The 19559-nt window shown below is 59.6% G+C and carries 10 protein-coding genes, 2 tRNA genes, 2 rRNA genes and 1 pseudogene; 3 read left to right on the top strand and 12 right to left on the bottom strand.

The window, feature by feature from the left end; translation table 11 throughout:
• Positions 1 to 2 precede the first annotated feature (2 nt).
• The 8 genes from OKW38_RS37470 to OKW38_RS37435 form a co-directional block, all read right to left on the bottom strand.
• Positions 3 to 1535, bottom strand: a complete 1533-nt coding sequence (locus tag OKW38_RS37470) for an LTA synthase family protein (RefSeq protein WP_429365393.1) — start codon at positions 1533 to 1535, stop codon at positions 3 to 5.
• 1 nt (position 1536) lies between these two features.
• Positions 1537 to 2322, bottom strand: a complete 786-nt coding sequence (locus OKW38_RS37465) for an SDR family NAD(P)-dependent oxidoreductase (protein WP_429334604.1) — start codon at positions 2320 to 2322, stop codon at positions 1537 to 1539.
• A 1388-nt stretch (positions 2323 to 3710) separates the two neighbouring features.
• A complete protein-coding gene (locus OKW38_RS37460) occupies positions 3711 to 4115 on the bottom strand; it encodes a hypothetical protein (RefSeq protein WP_143037189.1) in 405 nt (134 codons plus the stop codon).
• A gap of 477 nt (positions 4116 to 4592) precedes the next feature.
• Positions 4593 to 4934, bottom strand: a complete 342-nt coding sequence (gene cyoD, locus OKW38_RS37455) for a cytochrome o ubiquinol oxidase subunit IV (RefSeq protein WP_187616793.1) — start codon at positions 4932 to 4934, stop codon at positions 4593 to 4595.
• Positions 4935 to 5540: a cytochrome o ubiquinol oxidase subunit III gene (gene cyoC, locus OKW38_RS37450; protein WP_018425052.1), complete on the bottom strand. Its 606-nt coding sequence runs from the start codon at positions 5538 to 5540 to the stop codon at positions 4935 to 4937. It lies immediately after the preceding gene.
• Positions 5540 to 7561, bottom strand: coding sequence for a cytochrome o ubiquinol oxidase subunit I (cyoB, locus tag OKW38_RS37445; protein WP_429365392.1), 2022 nt, complete (start codon positions 7559 to 7561; stop codon positions 5540 to 5542). The genes cyoC and cyoB overlap by 1 nt, the downstream gene beginning before the upstream one ends.
• Positions 7562 to 7564: 3 nt before the next feature.
• A complete protein-coding gene (gene cyoA / locus OKW38_RS37440) occupies positions 7565 to 8458 on the bottom strand; it encodes a ubiquinol oxidase subunit II (RefSeq protein ID WP_187629045.1) in 894 nt (297 codons plus the stop codon).
• Positions 8459 to 8849: 391 nt separating this feature from the next.
• Positions 8850 to 10406 (bottom strand): NADH-quinone oxidoreductase subunit M, encoded by a 1557-nt coding sequence (locus OKW38_RS37435; RefSeq protein ID WP_429333948.1) that lies wholly within the window; start codon positions 10404 to 10406, stop codon positions 8850 to 8852.
• 686 nt (positions 10407 to 11092) lie between these two features.
• On the opposite strand from OKW38_RS37435, the pseudogene OKW38_RS37430 reads away from it, so the two are divergent.
• The 3 genes and pseudogenes from OKW38_RS37430 to OKW38_RS37420 all read left to right on the top strand — a co-directional run bounded on the left by OKW38_RS37430 (position 11093) and on the right by OKW38_RS37420 (position 15653).
• Positions 11093 to 11825 (top strand): annotated as a pseudogene (locus tag OKW38_RS37430) (ABC transporter ATP-binding protein).
• On the top strand, positions 11815 to 14394 hold the full coding sequence (locus OKW38_RS37425) for an FtsX-like permease family protein (RefSeq protein WP_090805907.1): 2580 nt from the start codon (positions 11815 to 11817) through the stop codon (positions 14392 to 14394). Before OKW38_RS37430 ends, OKW38_RS37425 begins: the two are co-directional and overlap by 11 nt.
• Before the next feature lie 26 nt (positions 14395 to 14420).
• Entirely contained in the window at positions 14421 to 15653 is a 1233-nt protein-coding gene (locus OKW38_RS37420) for a lipocalin-like domain-containing protein (RefSeq protein WP_429334605.1), read from the top strand.
• A gap of 72 nt (positions 15654 to 15725) precedes the next feature.
• Here the strand turns inward: OKW38_RS37420 and rrf are convergent.
• From rrf to OKW38_RS37400, 4 genes are all read right to left on the bottom strand, one after another.
• A 5S ribosomal RNA gene (rrf, locus tag OKW38_RS37415) occupies positions 15726 to 15839 on the bottom strand.
• Between the two features lie 228 nt (positions 15840 to 16067).
• Positions 16068 to 18950, bottom strand: a 23S ribosomal RNA gene (locus OKW38_RS37410).
• A 348-nt stretch (positions 18951 to 19298) separates the two neighbouring features.
• Positions 19299 to 19374, bottom strand: a tRNA-Ala gene (locus tag OKW38_RS37405).
• A gap of 53 nt (positions 19375 to 19427) precedes the next feature.
• A tRNA-Ile gene (locus OKW38_RS37400) sits at positions 19428 to 19504 on the bottom strand.
• Positions 19505 to 19559: the final 55 nt, after the last annotated feature.

The raw sequence follows: 19559 nt of genomic DNA, 5'->3' as shown, positions 1-19559 counted from the left end.
CATCATGCCGGCATCTGCTGCAATTCGTTTCGCGAGTCGGTGTCGCCACCATCGGCAGGCATCATCGCGCGCTGTATCGTGGAACCGAGAGTCTCGACACCAACATCTCGGCGCTTGCCGATGTCGCTTCCGAAATTGCGCCAAATAAAGTAATCACTGTTCGTCGGTTCCGTTTCGAGCGCATCGAACACGGAAGACATAGCAGGAACGTGATCGCCATAAAAACACAGGACCGTCGGCCGATTACGCCCGCGCAGATAGTCGGTCAACCTGCCGATCATCGCGTCCGCGTTTTCCACATGCCGAAGGTACGCGGTCAGGTCGAGCCAGCGTGCGTCGTCTCCGAGCGTGTGCCGCGATGAGGACTCCCCAGGGGAAACCGTCTCCAGATGCAAAGGGCCGTGATTTTCCATCGTGATCGCAAACGCAAACAGCGGTTTGTCATCATTGGCCTGCAGGAGGGCGATGAGCTTGTCCGCTACCGCAAGATCCCCAACGTATGGCCCCACACGAGACGCACTTTCGAAATGCTCAATGTCCAGAAAGCGGTCGAAGTGCATGTGCGCGAATGCCCGTCGACGGCCAAAGAAGTTCGCGTGGTACGGATGCAGGGCCACCGTGCGATATCCTCCGCGCCGGAAATAACCCGCCAGCGACGCGCACGCCCGGCGCACGAACATATACGGATAAAAGCGCGCGTATCCAAGTTCGACCGAGGTCAGGCCAGTGAGCATGGCGAATTCGCTGCGCATCGTATTCGCGCCCCAGGCCGGCACGGACAATTCGCCTTGCTCGAACGACTCGCGTTTTGCGCGATCGAAGTGCGCATAGGGCTCGCCAGACACGCATTCGCCGAGCCGGCGGGCGTCGAAATACGACTCGCTTTGAATGACGATGACGTCCGGATGAACGTCTGGGCGCCCGACCGAAAACGGGCTGTTACCTTCGGCGCGAGTGAACGCGCGCCGTTGCGCACTGCTCAATCCGTTGATCAAATAGGCAGCGGACGCCGAGAAAAAACCGAATCGGCGCTGGTCCGAAAAGGGTTGCAGCGTGAGCGGCAAGCGACGAGAAAGCGCGATGCACACTGGTAGACAAATCAATGCGACGACGGCCTCAGCCCATCTTTGCCTCAGCGCCACGGGACGTTCGGCAATGAACGCCCCCGCCGCTGCTCCTATTCCGACGAGCACGATGATGAGCTTGCCAAAACCAAGAAACGGCAAATAAAGGCGCGGATGCGAGAAGACCTGGCTGAAAAGGCTCAGGTCGCTGAAGACCAGCGGTTCGCGCAGCGAGGCGTATTTGGCGTTGCCGACGACCGCGAGCAAGCCAATCAACACGAACGCGACGCCCATCGAAAATAACGGCCGCCCCGTCAGTGCGATGCAACCTGCCGTCACGGCAGCGAGCGCCGCCAGATGCAGCATCAGCGCGACAGGCGGCCTACGGAGCGACGATCTTGTGACAGAGATCGCTTCAACGGCGAAGGAGCATGCGACCATGGCGGCCGCGATCATAATACCGTGCGGCACTTCACATATTCCGACGAGGGATCTGAAACAGGAGACCCAGGATTGCGTCACCGACAGCCGCTGGCAACAGGCGTAGTAACTTGAGGCCGAGCGTCAAACTGAAAGGAAAAGCGATTTCCACGCGGCGCCGAGTCAGGCGCTTCTTGATAAACAAGGCGGCCTTTTCGGCGCTCCATATGAAGGGCTTGTTGCCAGGAAAAACGTCGCTCATCCCAGTTCGCACGAAGCCGGGCATCACGACTGAAATTCCAATATGGTCGCGTGCGAGAACCGGACGCACGGAATCGCAGTACGCCACGAGCGCGGCCTTGCTCACGCAATAGGCCGGCGAGATTGCCATCCCCCTCAATCCGGCGAGCGAACTGACAATCGCGATCTGGCCGCGCCGCCGATTCCGCATGCGCTCGATGGAAGGCAGCACTGCGTGCAAAGCACCGTAGAGATTGGTATCGACGACTTCGGCAGTCCGACTAACGCCTTCCCAGTCGTCAGGTGAGCGGAGTGTGCTGGCAACGCCGGCATTGGCAATCAGCAAGTCGATTGGATGTCGCGAGTCGAAATCGAAGATCCACGCCTGAAGCGCCGCTGCATCACGGACGTCCACGCTGCCAACCACGACCTCGGCGCCGCGCGCGCGACACGCCTCGGCAACGTACTCGAGACGTTCAGCGTTTCTTCCGATTAACCCTAGCGTGATACCGGGCGCGCAATAGCTTAAGGCCAGCGCACGCCCGAGTCCGGCACTACCGCCAGTGATAACGACTACACACGGCACACTCGTTCTCACTCTCCCCCCGATCTCAAGCAATATTGTTTTGCCACGGTCTGTGAATGGATTTATTTGCTTCTTTGCAGTGGTCGCATGGACTAAAACGCGCAGACCTTCATTGAAGACATGCGAGGCCGGACAACCACTGTTTCCGCTAACGTCGATTTGAGCCAATCAAAACTTTGAAGTCGGAACGTCCGCTCTTGCCGCGCCGATCCTTTCACCGTCCTCTAGCGACGACACGAGAACATTCAATCCAGCGCAACACGGATAGTGCCGAGCGAAGAGACGTACTGAAAGAGACGAAATGGCAAGCTTGTAAGCGCCGGCAGAATATTAGCGCAGGAAAATTCTTTCGTACCATTACAGTTGACGAATATTTCTGTAAGAGTCGCGTCTTCACAACAGACGGAAATTTCCAGTTGTTACGATCCCAATCGATCGCCGCCCTCGCGTGAGCGGTAAAAAATTTCTTCTTGCCTGCGTCGCAAATATCTGCATCTTCAACTGTCCAGCTTTGCCGGTAGCCATTGGCAGGCTTTTCCACTGAAGATCAATGCAGTAGTTCGCAAAGTGCAAAGTTTATTTTTCAACATGGCACCTGAATTTCCATAAAACAAGCCAGCACCGCAAACGTTTGGTCATGCTCAAATGAAGCGAAAATAGGTCAATTGGGACAATTGTTAAAATAGGTTCGCGGCCTCAAATCTGAAGCGCAACACCTGTTTCGATCCGATTCGTTCGTTCGCCATCCATACGATAGACGTCCGCCACGCTCGCCGCACTCTCGATGGTTGATCGCGTCTCTCGCACTGTTTGCAGAGGACGTCGATCGTTTGCGCCAGCGCGATCGATTCGGCTTACCTCGAGGCCGGTTTCCACTCGTGGAGCGACGATCTGCGTATTTGATCCCACGTGCGTTATCTTGATGATCATCCAGTGCCTATTGACGCCGGAGTAATTGGGAGGTGCCCGTGCCGATGTTCGCGCTTGACCTCGACTGAGTTTCCCGCGTGGACTCCATCGGCGAGTTGGCCCCTGGAGGCGCAGGCACGAATACAATTAAACTACAGCGTTAGCCCCAGTTGTCGTTGGTTTTGTTCTGCGCGGGCGCGTCAAGACATGGCAAGACGAGGTCGCGATCAAATGCACTTCACGCAGAGAAGAGCTACAGGAATGCGATCGAGACACGCCGGCGTGGCGGCTTTCGTTGGGTGCCCACAGTTGCATGTGCGCACGAATCGACATGCACACTCAAAGCCGTCCCGCTTTCGGCACGCGCAGGACAGCGTCACCGCTTGTTTCAATGGCTTATGGCAGGTACCCTCGCCCGACGTCCAGTACACCGCAATAGCTTCTTCTTTCGGCACGAATTTCTTTCTCAACGATACATATAGGACCCGCACCTAAAACAGCGAAACAGGTCCTCTGTAACCATGCATGGCCATGGCGATCAGCATCGCGGACAGCGCCGGCAGCAACAGATCTAGTACTTTGTAGGCGTCCCAGTGCCATGGGAGCCAGCCAATCGCCCAGGTGTAAGCGTGCGACTCGAAAGCAAGCAATTCTTCCTTATCCAAGGTTTCGAGTTCACACTCGAGTTTTTTGCGCGACCAATACCAGACGATTACGGCAAGGGCTCCAATTCGGAAGTCGAACAGTAGCCCAACCGGTATCTGCACCAGCAACCCTTCCAGACAGTGAGACAGGGACATGCGCCACCTTGCCGCCGCGAACCAGTCAAGTAGAGACGTCATTGGAATATCCTCCTTGTTCCAACCTGCCAATGTTTCAAATTGAATTGGCTTCATCTTAACTGCACGTTGAGTTTCCGGGTTATGCGGTATTCCGATGCTATCGCGTGCCAACTGCCGTCATGCCTCCCGCGCCGATAGCCCGTGGACGTATGTGATTTGACCAGGCTGTGCCGACACCCGAATCATGCCGCGCCAAGGTCGCGGATCAGATCGATCATGTCTTTTCTGACGGTCGAGTCGGCATGCGGTCGCAATGGGTACCCCGCCCTCCGGAGATACCACGAGTTGGAAGCGAAAGGTGGACCTCGCCTTCCATACGGTTTTTGCTCATCGTCTCGCGATTCACGCTCCACGTCGGGTCTCGTCACTCGGTCACCCTCCTGCGGTTGCGCTTCGCGTCGTCCGCCGTGACCAGCGTATGGCGAGACCTGCACCAGCAGGAATGCGCCGATTCCAGGCGTACATGACAAAAGCCCCGCAAGAACTTTCATTCTTACGGGGCTTCTCTTTTGACGCTAAAGCGTTATCCGCTTAGCGCGACATCATATTCATGCTGACGTTATGCAACACCCACAACGTCCCGCCAACCACGATAACAGCGGTCAGCACGGTGAACGCAAACGCCGTCACGTTCCAGCGCTGCGACGACGACGTGTTCATATGCAGGAAGAACACCAGATGCACGAGGATCTGCACGAACGCGAGACCCGCGATTGCGAGTAACGCACTCTGGCCCGTCAACGTGCCGGTCATCACGATCGCGAAGGCCGCGACGGTCAGAACGACGGAGAGCACGAAGCCCGCCGTATAGCTGCCGAAGCTGCCGTGACCGCCTTCCGAGTGTGCGCCATGGGCGCTATGACTATGGTCCATTTAGATCACGCTCGCAAGATAGACAAAGGTGAAAACGCCGATCCACACGACGTCGAGGAAGTGCCAGAAAAGGCTCAGGCACGTCAGACGGATCATGTCGCGTTCGGTCAGGTCGCGATGACGCATCACCTGCAGCGCCAGCACGACCATCCAGATCAGGCCGAACGTCACGTGCAGACCGTGCGTGCCGACCAGCGTGAAGAACGACGACAGAAACGCGCTGCGGCTCGGACCCGCGCCTTCGGCGATCAGGTGCGAGAACTCGCGCATTTCCAGCACGAGGAACGCGAGGCCCAGCAGGAACGTCACGCCGAGCCAGCCGAGCAGCACGCCCTTGCGGTTCTTGTGCGCGCCGAGCATCGCGAAGCCGTACGTGATACTCGAGAGCAGCAGCATCGTCGTTTCAAGTGCGACGCCCGGAATCTCGAACAGGTCCTTGCCGCTCGGACCGCCCGCGAACTGGTGGCTCATCACCGCGAACACCGCGAACAGCGCCGCGAAGATGATGCAGTCGGTCATCAGGTACAGCCAGAAACCGAACACCGAGTGCGACGGCACATGGTCCGGCGCGAGTTGCGGCTCAACTGCAATTGTCTTCTGTAACATCAGTCCACCTCCAGCGCGACCTGCTTGCCGGCGCTTGCGCCGACACCGACCACGGCACCAGCACCGCCGTTGCGATTCTCTTCAATCAGCGCGACAGTGTCGGCAGGAATGTAATAGCCGTCGTTGTCCATGAAGCTGTAGATGATCACGGTGGCGATCGCGCCGACCGCGCCAACGATCGCAAGCCACCAGATGTGCCACACACCGGCAAAACCGAGCACCAGCGAGAACAGACCCACCAACAGACCCGCGGACGTATTCGACGGCATGTGAATGTCGCGATACACCGGCACTTTCACGCCGCCCTTGCGCGACTTCATTTCGGTGAACGCGTCGAGCGAGCGAACGTCCGGGATATGCGCGAAGTTATAAGCCGGCGGCGGCGAACTCGTCGCCCATTCCAGCGTATGACCGTCCCACGGATCGCCCGTGAGGTCGCGGTTTTCCGGCAGGTTGCGATCGCGGATGCTGACGACCAGTTGCAGCAGTTGGCAAGCGATACCGATTGCGATCAGCACCGCGCCAAACGCGGCGGCGATCAGCCACGGATGCCATGCCGGGTTGTCGTAGTGGTTCAGACGACGCGTCATGCCCATGAAGCCGAGCACGTACAGCGGCGTGAACGCAACCCAGAAGCCAACCTGCCAGAACCAGAACGCGGCCTTGCCGATCTTCTCGTTCAACTTGAAGCCGAACGCCTTCGGGAACCAGTAGTTGAAGCCGGCCAAATAGCCGAACAGCACGCCACCGATAATCACGTTATGGAAGTGAGCGATCAGGAAGAGGCTGTTGTGCAGCACGAAGTCCGCGCCCGGAATCGCCATCATCACGCCGGTCATACCGCCGATCGTGAAGGTCACCATGAAGCCGAGGGTCCACAGAATCGGCGTCGTGAATTGCAGACGACCCTTGTAGATCGTGAACAGCCAGTTGAACACTTTGACGCCGGTCGGGATCGCAATCACCATGGTCGCGATACCGAAGAACGCATTGACGTCGGCGCCCGAACCCATCGTGAAGAAGTGGTGCAGCCACACGAGGAACGACAGCACCATGATCGCGCACGTCGCCCACACCATCGTCTTGTAGCCGAACAACGGCTTCTTCGCAAAGGTCGCGACGACTTCCGAGAAGATACCGAACGCCGGCAGGATCAGGATGTACACCTCGGGGTGACCCCAGGCCCAGATCAGGTTCAGGTACAGCATCGCGTTGCCGCCGGCATCGTTTGTGAAGAAGTGCATGCCGAGGTATCGGTCCAGACCGAGCAGCGCGAGCGTGACGGTCAGAATCGGGAACGACGCCATGATCAGCACGTTCGTGCACAGCGCGGTCCACGTGAACACCGGCATCTTCATCCACGACATGCCCGGAGCGCGCATCTTCACGATCGTCACGAAGAAGTTCACACCGGTCAGCAACGTGCCGATACCAGAGATCTGCAGGCTCCACAGGTAATAGTCGACGCCTACGCCAGGGCTGAACTGCAATTCCGACAACGGCGGATAAGCGAGCCAGCCCGTCTGTGCGAATTCACCGATCACCAGCGAGATGTTGATCAGGATCGCGCTGACTGCCGTCATCCAGAAGCTCAGCGAGTTGATGAACGGGAACGCGACGTCGCGCGCGCCGATCTGCAGCGGCACGACGATGTTCATCAAACCAATCATGAACGCCATCGCCATGAAGAAGATCATGATGACGCCGTGCGCGGTGAAGACCTGGTCGTAGTGATGCGGTGGCAAAAAGCCCGGGCTCAAATACGACAGCGCCAACTGCATACGCATCATGATCGCGTCGGCGAAGCCGCGCAGCAGCATGATGAACGCAACGACGATGTACATGACGCCGATCTTCTTATGATCGACGGACGTCAGCCATTCGCTCCACAGGTAGCGCCATTTGCCGAAATACGTGAGTCCGCCGAGCACGGCCAGCGCGGCGAGCACCATGCCGCCGCCCGCCGTAACGATGATGGGCTCGTGATACGGAATCGCATCGAGCGTTAGTTTTCCGAACATGCGTTACCCCTTCGGCGCACAGTTGGCGTCCTTCAAGTTGTCGATGACGTTGCCGTTGTTGTAGCGGGCAATGATGTTGTTGAAGAGCTTCGGATCGACGGTCGAGAAGTACCGCACCGGGTCCTTTTCGCTCGGCTCCGACACCGCGTGATAGCGGTCCATGTCGAGGCGGTCCGACGAAGCGCGCACCTTCGCAACCCACGCGTTGAAGTCTTCAGGCGACGTCGCGAGCGTGCGGAACTTCATGTCCGAGAAGCCCTTGCCGCTGAAGTTTGCCGCGAGGCCCGCGTAGTCGCCGGCGTGATCCGCGATCAGATGCAGGCGCGTCTGCATTCCCGCCATGGCGTAGATCTGGCCGCCCAGCTGCGGGATGAAGAACGAGTTCATCACCGTGTCCGACGTGATCCGGAAGTTCACCGGCGTGCCGACCGGGATCGCGAGCTGGTTCACCGATGCGATGCCGAGGTCCGGATAAATGAACAGCCACTTCCAGTCGAGTGCGACGACTTCGACGTTGATCGGCTTGACCTGCGACTCGAGCGGACGATACGGATCGAGCTCATGCGTGCTCTTCCAGGTCAACACGGCGAGGAACAGAATGATCAGCGTCGGAATCGTCCAGACAGCGACTTCGATTGCGGTGCTATGCGTCCAACCCGGACGGTACTCGGCGTTCCGGTTCGACGCGCGATAACGCCACGCGAAAAACAGAGTCAACGCAATGACGGGCACCACGACGATCAGCATGGCCCACGTCGAAGTCGCGATCAGATCACGCTCCGCGAGTCCCACACTGCCCTTCGGATTCAGAATATCGAGGTTGCTGCAACCCGAAAGCAGCAACATGAGACTGGCGGAAATGAAACTTGCCGGCCTTCCTAGCGTCCGTCCTTTCATATCCACTGCCTCGTTTTTTTGGCTTCAACGAACGTCATTCGACGGCTCTCCATTAATAAGCGCTCGCATAATAGGGGGGCATCGGATGCTAATAAACACTCGATTTAGCAACGAACTATTGCGTCGCGACGCAGTGCGACACGTTGCCGCATTTCCCCGCGCACCCTATTCACCAGCGTCGTTTGCGACGCTTCGAAACGAAGCATCGAAAAGCTGACGCATCGCAAAAGTCCCCTGAAACAAGCGCTAAAAATCGCTGGACGCGCAGCGGTTTTCGACGTACTGCAACACGCATGCATTCACAAAGGGATTGATAACGACGCGCAAAAGCGCAAGAGCGTCGCCGCATCCTGACGCGCGGGTGCGACACCGACTCTTGCGCTCTGTTCTTTTAACCCGGAGTCTGCGTGGCGACGGGAACCGGTCCGGGCGCCGCTGCCTGCAGACGCTCGCCGCCCTCCGTCGGCACGGAGTCCGAAGGCAGCGCCGAGCGTTCCGATTGCGCGAGCAGCGTGCCGACCGACGGGTCGATCGCATCGGTGAACGGCTTCGGGTCGAGACCGATCGCGAGCACCAGCAGCGCCAATGCACCGAGCAGCGCGAACTCGCGCTTGCCGAGGTCCTTCAGCTTTGCGACGCGCGCGTTGGCGATCGCACCGAAGATCACGCGCTTGTACATCCACAGCGTGTAGGCCGCGCTCAGAATCAGGGTGGTCGCGGCGATCGCACCGATCCAGAAGTTGAAGCGGATCGCGCCCATCAGCACCATGAATTCGCCGACGAAACCCGACGTGCCCGGCAGACCGATGTTGGCCATCGAGAACAGCATTACGAAAGCCGCAAAGCGCGGCATCGTGTTGGCGACGCCGCCGTATTCGGCGATCGACGCGGATTTCGTGCGGTCGTAGAGCATGCCGGTGCACAACAGCATCGCGCCGGACACCACGCCGTACGAGATCATCTGCACGATTGCGCCGGACTGGCCGAAGCGGTTGAAAACGAACAGACCGAGCGTGACGAGGCCCATATGCGCGACCGTCGAATACGCGAGCAGGCGGCGCATGTCGGTCTGCACGAGTGCGAGCAGGCTCGAATAGATCACCGCGACGAGCGACAGCGTGATCATCATCGGCGCGAAGAAATGGCTCGCTTGCGGCGCGATCGGCAGCGCGAAACGCAGCAGACCGTAACCGCCGATCTTCAGCATGCCGATCATCACCGCGGCGCCCGTCGGGCCATCGAGGTGCACGTCGGGCAGCCACGTGTGCAGCGGCCACATCGGCACCTTCACGCCGAACGCGGCAAGGAAGCCGAGGAAGATCAGCGCCTGCGGCACCATGTCGAGGTGCGCTTCGCGCCACACGGCGAGGTCGAAGCTATGCGTCAGGCTATACAGATAGAGCAGCGACATCAGCATCATCAGCGAGCCGAGGAACGACACGAAGAAGAACTTCACCGCCGCGTACGTGCGGTTCTTGTGACCGTAGGTGCCGATCAGCAGATACAGCGGGATCAGCGTCGCCTCGAACGCAATGAAGAACATCATGCCGTCGAGGGACGTGAACACACCCTGCATGAAGCCCGACAGCATCAGGAACGCGCCGAAGTACTGCGCGGTGCGCTGCGTGATCGACTCCCACGATGCGATCACGATGATGATCGTCGTCAGCGCGGTCAGCGCGACGAGCCACAGCGAAATCCCGTCGATTCCCACATGCCATGCGATATCGAACGTCGGCGACCAGCGGACGTTCTCGACGAACTGCATCGAGGTCACGTCGTTACGGAAACTCGCCACGAGCGGGATCACCGGCAAGAAACCCGCCACCGCGCCGATCAGCGCGAGCCAGCGTGTGCGATTACGCGCCGCGTCCGACCCGGCGCGCAGAACCACGAACCCGGCGACGATGGGGATCCAGATGAGAAGACTTAGGAGAGGCAATGGCATGTGCTCTGTCAAAACTTGAAGTACAAAACGCCGCGTCAACGCCCCCTGAAACAAGCAGACATTGAAATGGAAATGTAAGTTGTAGTTCGCTGAAATTGACGCGTGGCGGGGATTCCCGCTACACGTTTACCCGCAGCCGACTGACCAAGGGTGGGAGATTACCAAGATAAGAATAATTTTGCATCGCAACAGCCGCGAAATCCGCGCCACAATACATTGTTGCAACGTGGGCGCTTGCAAAATGGATCGAAATGTGCGCTTGCACATTGTTACAAAGGCGTCGTTAGGCCTTGGCAGTTTGGCAGCAAAAGCTGGCAATTAGCCGGAGGTTGGCCGCTGTTAGGCATTCGCTGTTTATGGGGCTGGTTCGACTGGAACGGATCGTGCTGTCGAGTGCTTTTTGACGGCCGCGGACGAGCGGCAACCAAACAAAAATTTGCCTCGTCGGCGATAAAAAAATTTTTGTGCGAGCGGTCTGAGCCGACCGGCGAGGAGGTCGCTAGCGGTGCCGCGCGCCTCGATCAAGGTGCGCTGAAAATGTTCCACTCCAGGCGCACGAATCTTCCGTTTTCCTTACACAGACCAGCGCCGCGCCATGGTAACTGCTGCAGAAACTCGCGCGGCGAGGCACACTCAATTCGCGCAACGGGCTCCCCTCGCCCGACTCCTTTTCCGGACCTCCTCGCATGGCGCTTCGTGACGACGTCGTACCCGCACTCGAATGCCGCGGCCTGAGCAAGGCGGTACGGCACCGGCCGCATCGTGCTCGCGCAGCTCGACTTCACACTCGCTGCGGGCGAGTTCGTCGCGATCATGGGCGATTCGGGCGTCGGCAAGTCGACATTGCTCAACCTGATCGCCGGGCTCGACCGCGCCGATAGCGGCAGCGTGCTAATCGACGGACGCCCGGTCGAACAACTCGACGACAACGCCGCGACGCGACTGCGGCGCCAGAAGCTCGGCTTCGTGTTCCAGGCGTTTCACGTGCTGCCGCATCTGACGCTCGCGCAGAACGTCGCGCTGCCACTGCTGCTCAATGATCTACCGACGGCCGCCGCGCTCGACATGCTCGCGGCGGTCGGCCTCGGCGGACGCGGCGACGACTTTCCGCGCGATCTCTCCGGCGGCGAATTGCAGCGTGTAGCCATTGCACGCGCACTCGTGCATCGTCCGACGCTGCTTCTCGCCGACGAACCGACCGGCAACCTCGACCCTGCCACCGCGCGCGACGTGCTCGGCCTGTTCCGCGCGCAATGCAAGGCGACCGGCGCGGCGACGATCATGGTCACGCATTCCGAGGCCGCGGCCGCCGTGGCCGACCGCGTGTTGATCCTGAGCGACGGCGACTTGCATGGCGCGCGCGATAAGGCCGCGAACGTCGCGCACGCCGCGGCCCGCTCGACCCACCATGGCCGTTGACCTTCGTCCACTGCCGCGCGCGCCGGGATATCGTGTTCTCGCGCGCTGGCTGATGGTCGCGGAATGGCGCAGTCATCGCGGACGCGCACTCGTCGCCATCGCGACGATCGCGCTAGGCGTCGCGCTCGGCTACGCGGTGCAATTGATCAACAGCGCCGCCTTCAACGAATTCTCGGCGGCCGCGCGCAGTCTGTCAGGCGAAGCGGATCTGCAGGTGCGCGGCGCGCAGCCCTTCGTCGACGAGTCCCTCTATCCGCGACTCGCCAACGAACCGGGCGTGGTGCTGGCGAGTCCCGTGCTCGCGCTCGACGTCGGGGTGCCGGGCCGCACCGGTGCACTGCCCGTTCTCGGCATCGACGTCTTCAAGGCGAGGTCGATCACGCCCGATCTGATCGGCGTGCCCTCGCCTGATCGCCCGTTCGACACGCTCGCCTCCGATGCGATATTTCTGTCGACGGCCGCGCAGCAATGGCTGAACGTCAAGACCGGCGACGACGTCACGCTACGCATCGGTACGTCGGATCTGCATCTGCGCGTCGCGGGCGGGCTCGTGCGCACGCGGCCGGGTCAACGGCTCGCGGTGATGGACATCGCCGCCGCGCAATGGCGATTCGGCAAGGTGGGCAAGCTGACGCGCGTTGACGTGCAACTCGCACGCGGCGTCGATCGGCAACGCTTCAAACGCGATCTGCAACAGCAGCTCGGCAGCACATGGGTAGTCGCCGAGACGCGCGACACTGAGAGCCGCACCGATCGCCTGTCGCGTGCTTACCGGATCAACATGAACGTGCTCGCGCTGGTCGCGCTGTTCACGGGCGCGTTCCTCGTGTTTTCGACTCAGGCACTCGGTGTCGTGCGACGCCGATCGCAATTCGCGATGCTGCGCGTGCTCGGGCTCACGCGAGCTCAGCTATTGCGGCAGATCCTGCTTGAAGGCGCGCTGCTCGGGTTGCTCGGCTCGTTGTGTGGACTTGCGCTCGGCTACGCGATGGCCAGCGGTGCGCTGCGCTTCTTCGGCAGCGATCTCGGCGGCGGCTATTTTCCGGGCGTGCAACCGCGAGTCGGTTTCGAGCCGCTCGCGAGCGCGGTGTTTCTCGCGCTTGGGGTCGCGGTGTCGGTGTTGGGCAGCGTAGCGCCCGCTATCGACGCGGCGCGCGCACGGCCTGCCCCGGCACTCAAGGCCGGTGCCGAGGAAAGCGCATTGGCGCGGCTCGCCACGCCGTGGCCGGCGTTCGGCTGTTTGCTGGCGGCCGCCGCGCTGACGCGCGTGCCGCCGTGGTTCGATGCGCCGATCGCCGGTTATCTGGCGGTCGCGTTGCTGCTCGTCGGCGGCATTGCGCTGATGCCGCGCGTGACCGCGCTGATATTCGGCGCGGCAGGCCGCGCGCGCGGCACGCGACGCCGCGCGGGCGCGACGGGCACGCTCGCGATTGCGCGTCTCGCGAATGCGCCGGGGCAGGCGTCGATCGCGATGGGCGGCGTGCTGTCGAGCTTCGCGCTGATCGTCGCGATGGCGATCATGGTGGCCAGCTTCCGCGTGTCTGTCGACGACTGGATCACGCATCTGCTGTCCGCCGATCTGTACGTGCGCGTAGCGTCGGGTGGCAATAGCGGCGACAGTGGCGGCTTGCGGCCCGACGAACAGACACGCATCGCGACGGTGCCCGGCATCGGCAACGCCGCGTTCGCGCGCATCACACATCTGACGCTCGATCCCGCGCGCCCGGACGTCGCGCTGCTCGCCCGCGAAATCGACGCGACCGATCCGGGCGCGACTCTGCAGATGACCGGCGCGGTGCTGCCGCCGTCCGCGCTTCGCGCCGGCGACATACCTATTTGGGTCTCCGAAGCAATGATCGACCTGTATGGGTATGAGTTAGGTCAACGTGTGCGGTTGTCGCTCGGCGAGCATGGCCAGACGTTCGTCGTAGCCGGCGTCTGGCGCGACTACGCGCGACAGAGCGGCGCGATCCAGATACGGCTTGCCGATTATCGGCGGCTGACCGGCGACTCCACCGCAACCGATGTCGCCGTGACCGTCGAGCCGGGCGTGAGTGTCGAACGCGTCGTCGCAAGTTTGAAGGCGCTGCCGTTCGGCGCTTCGCTCGAGGTGTCGCAACCGGGCGAGATCCGTGCGCGCACGCTGGTGATCTTCGATCGCAGTTTCGCGGTCACGTATCTGCTCGAGGCGGTGGCGATCGTGATCGGATTGTTCGGCGTCGCAGCGACGTTTTCCGCGCAGACGCTCGCGCGCGCCCGTGAGTTCGGGATGTTGCGCCACGTCGGCGTGACGCGCGCGCAGATTCTCGCGATCCTCGCTTCGGAGGGCGGTCTGCTCACCGCATGCGGCATTGCGCTCGGTTTCGCGCTTGGTTTCGCGATCAGCCTGATTCTCGTGTTCGTCGTCAATCCACAGTCGTTTCACTGGAGCATGTCGCTGCATGTACCGTGGTTCGTGCTGGGCACAGTCGCCTTGGTAATGCTGGTGCTGTCGTGTACGACGGCGGTGGTCGCGGGACGCGGTGCGGTGTCGGTGGATGCAGTGCGCGCGGTGAAGGAGGACTGGTGATGCCAGTTGCGCGGCGTGCGTGGAAAATGCGGTTGATCTGGGATAGCGTGGCCATTCGCGAGGTTTGCTCTGCGCTTGATGGCTACGCGACGTGCATCGCGCGCCGACACGGCGGGTCACCTCCGCGGCGCCTTCAGCTTTTTTTCCGAGGGCTACTTTGGATTGGCATTGCCGCTGTGTCGCCCTCTTTCGCCGCTAGTAGCGACTCCACTGGTTCCGCCCCGGTCGCCTTCGCGGCAGTCACGCCAGACCATCCGATCTCGTTTCCGCGGGACAGCGGTGCTCATCCGGCTTTCCGCACCGAATGGTGGTACGCGACAGGCTGGCTCACGACGCCCGACAACCGACCGCTCGGATTCCAGATCACGTTCTTTCGTACGGCGACTGGTCACGATGCCGCCGATCCAAGCGATTTCGCCCCGTCGCAACTGATCATCGCGCACGCTGCGCTGAGCGATCCGGCCATCGGACACCTCGTTCACGATCAACGCATCGCTCGGCAGGGTCTCGGGCTCGCCTACGCGAAGACCGCCAACACCGACGTCAAACTCGACGCCTGGAAAATGATTCGCGCCGCGGACGGCCACTACGACGTCACCGCCGATGCAAGCGGATTCTCGCTACACCTCCAACTCGCGCCAACGCAGCCTCCGCTGATTCAGGGCGAGCGCGGTTACTCGCGCAAAGGACCGCGGCCCGAACAGGCGAGCTATTACTACAGCGAACCGCAACTCCGCGTGACGGGCACTGTGGTGCGCCCAGCCGGAGGTGGAAACGACACGACGCGCGATGCAGCAGTGACGGGGACCGCATGGCTCGATCACGAGTGGTCGAGCACGTTGCTCGACGCCAATGCGGTCGGATGGGATTGGCTCGGCGCCAATTTGACGGACGGCTCGGCGCTAATGGCATTCAAGATCCGTAGCCGCGACGGACATGCAATATGGGCCCACGCGACGCTTCGCAGACCCGATGGTCAGGCAACGAATTTCGACCCCGGTGAAGTCGACTTCACGCCGCGTCGCATGTGGCGCTCGCCGCACACGAATACTTCGTATCCGGTCTCGATGACGGTTAGAGCGGGAACGCTGACATGGCAACTCGATCCGCTGATGGACGATCAGGAACTCGACTCACGACAGTCGACCGGTGCCGTGTATTGGGAAGGCGCGGTACGGGTGAGTCAACAGAATGCGGATGTAGGGCGAGCCTATCTGGAACTGACGGGTTACGCGGATGCGTTGCGGATCGGAAAGTAGTGAAGCGCGCAAAGTCGGCCGCGTAAACGCAAAAACCCCACCGCGGCGGGTGGGGTTTCTGACTGGAGGGGAGCCTGACGATTACCTACTTTCACACGGGCAATCCGCACTATCATCGGCGTGGAGTCGTTTCACGGTCCTGTTCGGGATGGGAAGGGGTGGGACCGACTCGCTATGGTCATCAGGCATGACGGGTTGCTGCGTCGCAGGGCTGGAGTCAACCGGTTGCGCCACAGCCAATCGGGAAGAAGCGTAAAGGATTCGAGTGTGTGGGGGTTGTGTTGTTTCTGGCACAACACTGAATCCCAACCGTGCGTTTCTGTGAGCTCCCGCGGGAGGTCACACAAATCCCCTTCGGGGATCGGACCCGCGTAAGTGCTGAAGCACTCACGCGGGTCGAGACACACCTGTTATAGGATCAAGCCTTACGGGCAATTAGTATCAGTTAGCTCAGTACATTACTGTACGTGCACACCTGACCTATCAACGTCCTGGTCTTGAACGACCCTTCAAGGGGCTCGAAGCCCCGGGGATATCTCATCTTAAGGCGAGTTTCCCGCTTAGATGCTTTCAGCGGTTATCTCTTCCGAACATAGCTACCCGGCGATGCCACTGGCGTGACAACCGGTACACCAGAGGTTCGTCCACTCCGGTCCTCTCGTACTAGGAGCAGCCCCCTTCAAATATCCAGCGCCCACGGCAGATAGGGACCAAACTGTCTCACGACGTTTTAAACCCAGCTCACGTACCTCTTTAAATGGCGAACAGCCATACCCTTGGGACCGGCTACAGCCCCAGGATGAGATGAGCCGACATCGAGGTGCCAAACACCGCCGTCGATATGAACTCTTGGGCGGTATCAGCCTGTTATCCCCAGAGTACCTTTTATCCGTTGAGCGATGGCCCTTCCATACAGAACCACCGGATCACTATGACCTGCTTTCGCACCTGTTCGACTTGTCAGTCTCACAGTCAAGCACGCTTATGCCATTGCCACTATCAGCACGATTTCCGACCGTACCTAGCGTACCTTCGTACTCCTCCGTTACACTTTGGGAGGAGACCGCCCCAGTCAAACTGCCTACCATGCACTGTCCCCGACCCGGATCACGGGCCAAGGTTAGAACCTCAAACAGATCAGGGTGGTATTTCAAGGACGGCTCCATTGAGACTGGCGTCCCAACTTCATAGCCTCCCACCTATCCTACACAGACCGGTTCAAAGTCCAATGCAAAGCTGCAGTAAAGGTTCATGGGGTCTTTCCGTCTAGCCGCGGGGAGATTGCATCATCACAAACACTTCAACTTCGCTGAGTCTCGGGAGGAGACAGTGTGGCCATCGTTACGCCATTCGTGCAGGTCGGAACTTACCCGACAAGGAATTTCGCTACCTTAGGACCGTTATAGTTACGGCCGCCGTTTACCGGGACTTCAATCAGGAGCTTGCACCCCATCATTTAATCTTCCGGCACCGGGCAGGCGTCACACCCTATACGTCCACTTTCGTGTTTGCAGAGTGCTGTGTTTTTATTAAACAGTCGCAGCCACCAGTTTATTGCAACCCTTTCACCCTTCTGGCGCAGGCCAGTCAGGCTATGAGGGCGTACCTTATCCCGAAGTTACGGTACCAATTTGCCGAGTTCCTTCTCCCGAGTTCTCTCAAGCGCCTTAGAATACTCATCTCGCCCACCTGTGTCGGTTTGCGGTACGGTCACTGTGAAACTGAAGCTTAGAGGCTTTTCCTGGAACCCCTTCCAGTTGCTTCGCCACCGAAGTGGCTCGCCTCGCACCCTTGAATTCTGCGCCCGGATTTGCCAAAGCGCCTTCTCCAATGCAAGGACCGGGACTTCCAACACCCGGACAACCTTCCGCGATCCGTCCCCCCATCGCATTTCACAATGGTGCAGAAATATTAATCTGCTTCCCATCAGCTACGCATTTCTGCCTCGCCTTAGGGGCCGACTCACCCTACGCCGATGAACGTTGCGTAGGAAACCTTGGGCTTACGGCGAGGGGGCCTTTCACCCCCTTTATCGCTACTCATGTCAGCATTCGCACTTCCGATACCTCCAGCACACTTTCCAGTGCACCTTCGCAGGCTTACGGAACGCTCTCCTACCATGCACATTACTGTGCATCCGCAGCTTCGGTATATGGCTTAGCCCCGTTACATCTTCCGCGCAGGACGACTCGATCAGTGAGCTATTACGCTTTCTTTAAAGGGTGGCTGCTTCTAAGCCAACCTCCTGACTGTTTTAGCCTTCCCACTTCGTTTCCCACTTAGCCATATTTGGGGACCTTAGCTGGCGGTCTGGGTTGTTTCCCTCTTGACACCGGACGTTAGCACCCGATGTCTGTCTCCCGTGATTGCACTCTTCGGTATTCGGAGTTTGCTATGGCGTAGTAATCCGCAATGGACCCCACAACCATGACAGTGCTCTACCCCCGAAGGTGATACACGAGGCACTACCTAAATAGTTTTCGGAGAGAACCAGCTATTTCCAGGTTTGTTTAGCCTTTCACCCCTATCCACAGCTCATCCCCTAACTTTTCAACGTTAGTGGGTTCGGTCCTCCAGCACGTGTTACCGTGCCTTCAACCTGGCCATGGATAGATCACCTGGTTTCGGGTCTACACCCAGCGACTGGACGCCCTGTTCGGACTCGCTTTCGCTACGCCTGCCCTAATCGGTTAAGCTCGCCACTGAATGTAAGTCGCTGACCCATTATACAAAAGGTACGCCGTCACCCCTTCGCAGAGGCTCCGACTGTTTGTATGCATGCGGTTTCAGGATCTGTTTCACTCCCCTCCCGGGGTTCTTTTCGCCTTTCCCTCACGGTACTGGTTCACTATCGGTCGATCACGAGTATTTAGCCTTGGAGGATGGTCCCCCCATCTTCAGACAGGATTTCACGTGTCCCGCCCTACTTCTCGTACACCCAGTTCTTCCATGCTGTTTTCGTCTACAGGGCTATCACCTGCTATGGCCGCACTTTCCAGAGCGTTCGACTAACAATACAGATAACGTGTACCGGCTGATCCCATTTCGCTCGCCACTACTCTGGGAATCTCGGTTGATTTCTTTTCCTGCGGTTACTTAGATGTTTCAGTTCACCGCGTTCGCCTCACGCAGCCTATGGATTCAGCTACGGATACTCCATTAGGAGTGGGTTTCCCCATTCGGACATCTCCGGATCAATGCTCGTTTGCCAGCTCCCCGGAGCTTTTCGCAGGCTACCGCGTCCTTCATCGCCTGTGATCGCCAAGGCATCCACCACATGCACTTGTTCGCTTGACCCTATAACGGGTGTGTCTCTGTGTCGACCCACGCTAGCGCTTTAGCGCTTACGTGGGTCCCATCCCCGCAGGGGATAGACGCACTCGCTACAGGTTGAGTATTCGTGTTGCGCCGTATTCCAAAGCAATCTTTCGATCACCTTTAAAATACATCGATACAATCACAACCCTGATTCACCTACTCCGCACCCATCTCCAGGTGCCTTTCGTGAATCTCTTTACTACTTCTTCCTGATTGTTAAAGAACGGCAGCCGGTATGAAGCCTGTGCCTCATACCGCTCTGACTGGCTCAATCGCCAATGCAAAGTACTCAGCATCACTTCGTGCTGAACCCTTGGCATTGAGGATTGGTGGAGGATGACGGGATCGAACCGACGACCCCCTGCTTGCAAAGCAGGTGCTCTCCCAGCTGAGCTAATCCCCCAGTCTCACAGATACTCCAGCGGCCCCAGCCCTTCAGCTCACCAGACAAGACACTGGTGGGTCTGGATGGATTCGAACCATCGACCCCCGCCTTATCAAGACGGTGCTCTAACCGGCTGAGCTACAGACCCCTGAGCCTGTCTGCGTTGCTTCTAACCACAGCCGATAAGCGTGAGCACTTGAGTG

The sequence above is a fragment of the Paraburkholderia sp. MM5496-R1 genome (assembly GCF_050436205.1).
Lineage (GTDB): Bacteria > Pseudomonadota > Gammaproteobacteria > Burkholderiales > Burkholderiaceae > Paraburkholderia > Paraburkholderia tuberum.
The sequence above is the reverse complement of the archived record's forward strand: the minus strand, read 5'-3'. Positions and strand labels throughout refer to the sequence as shown.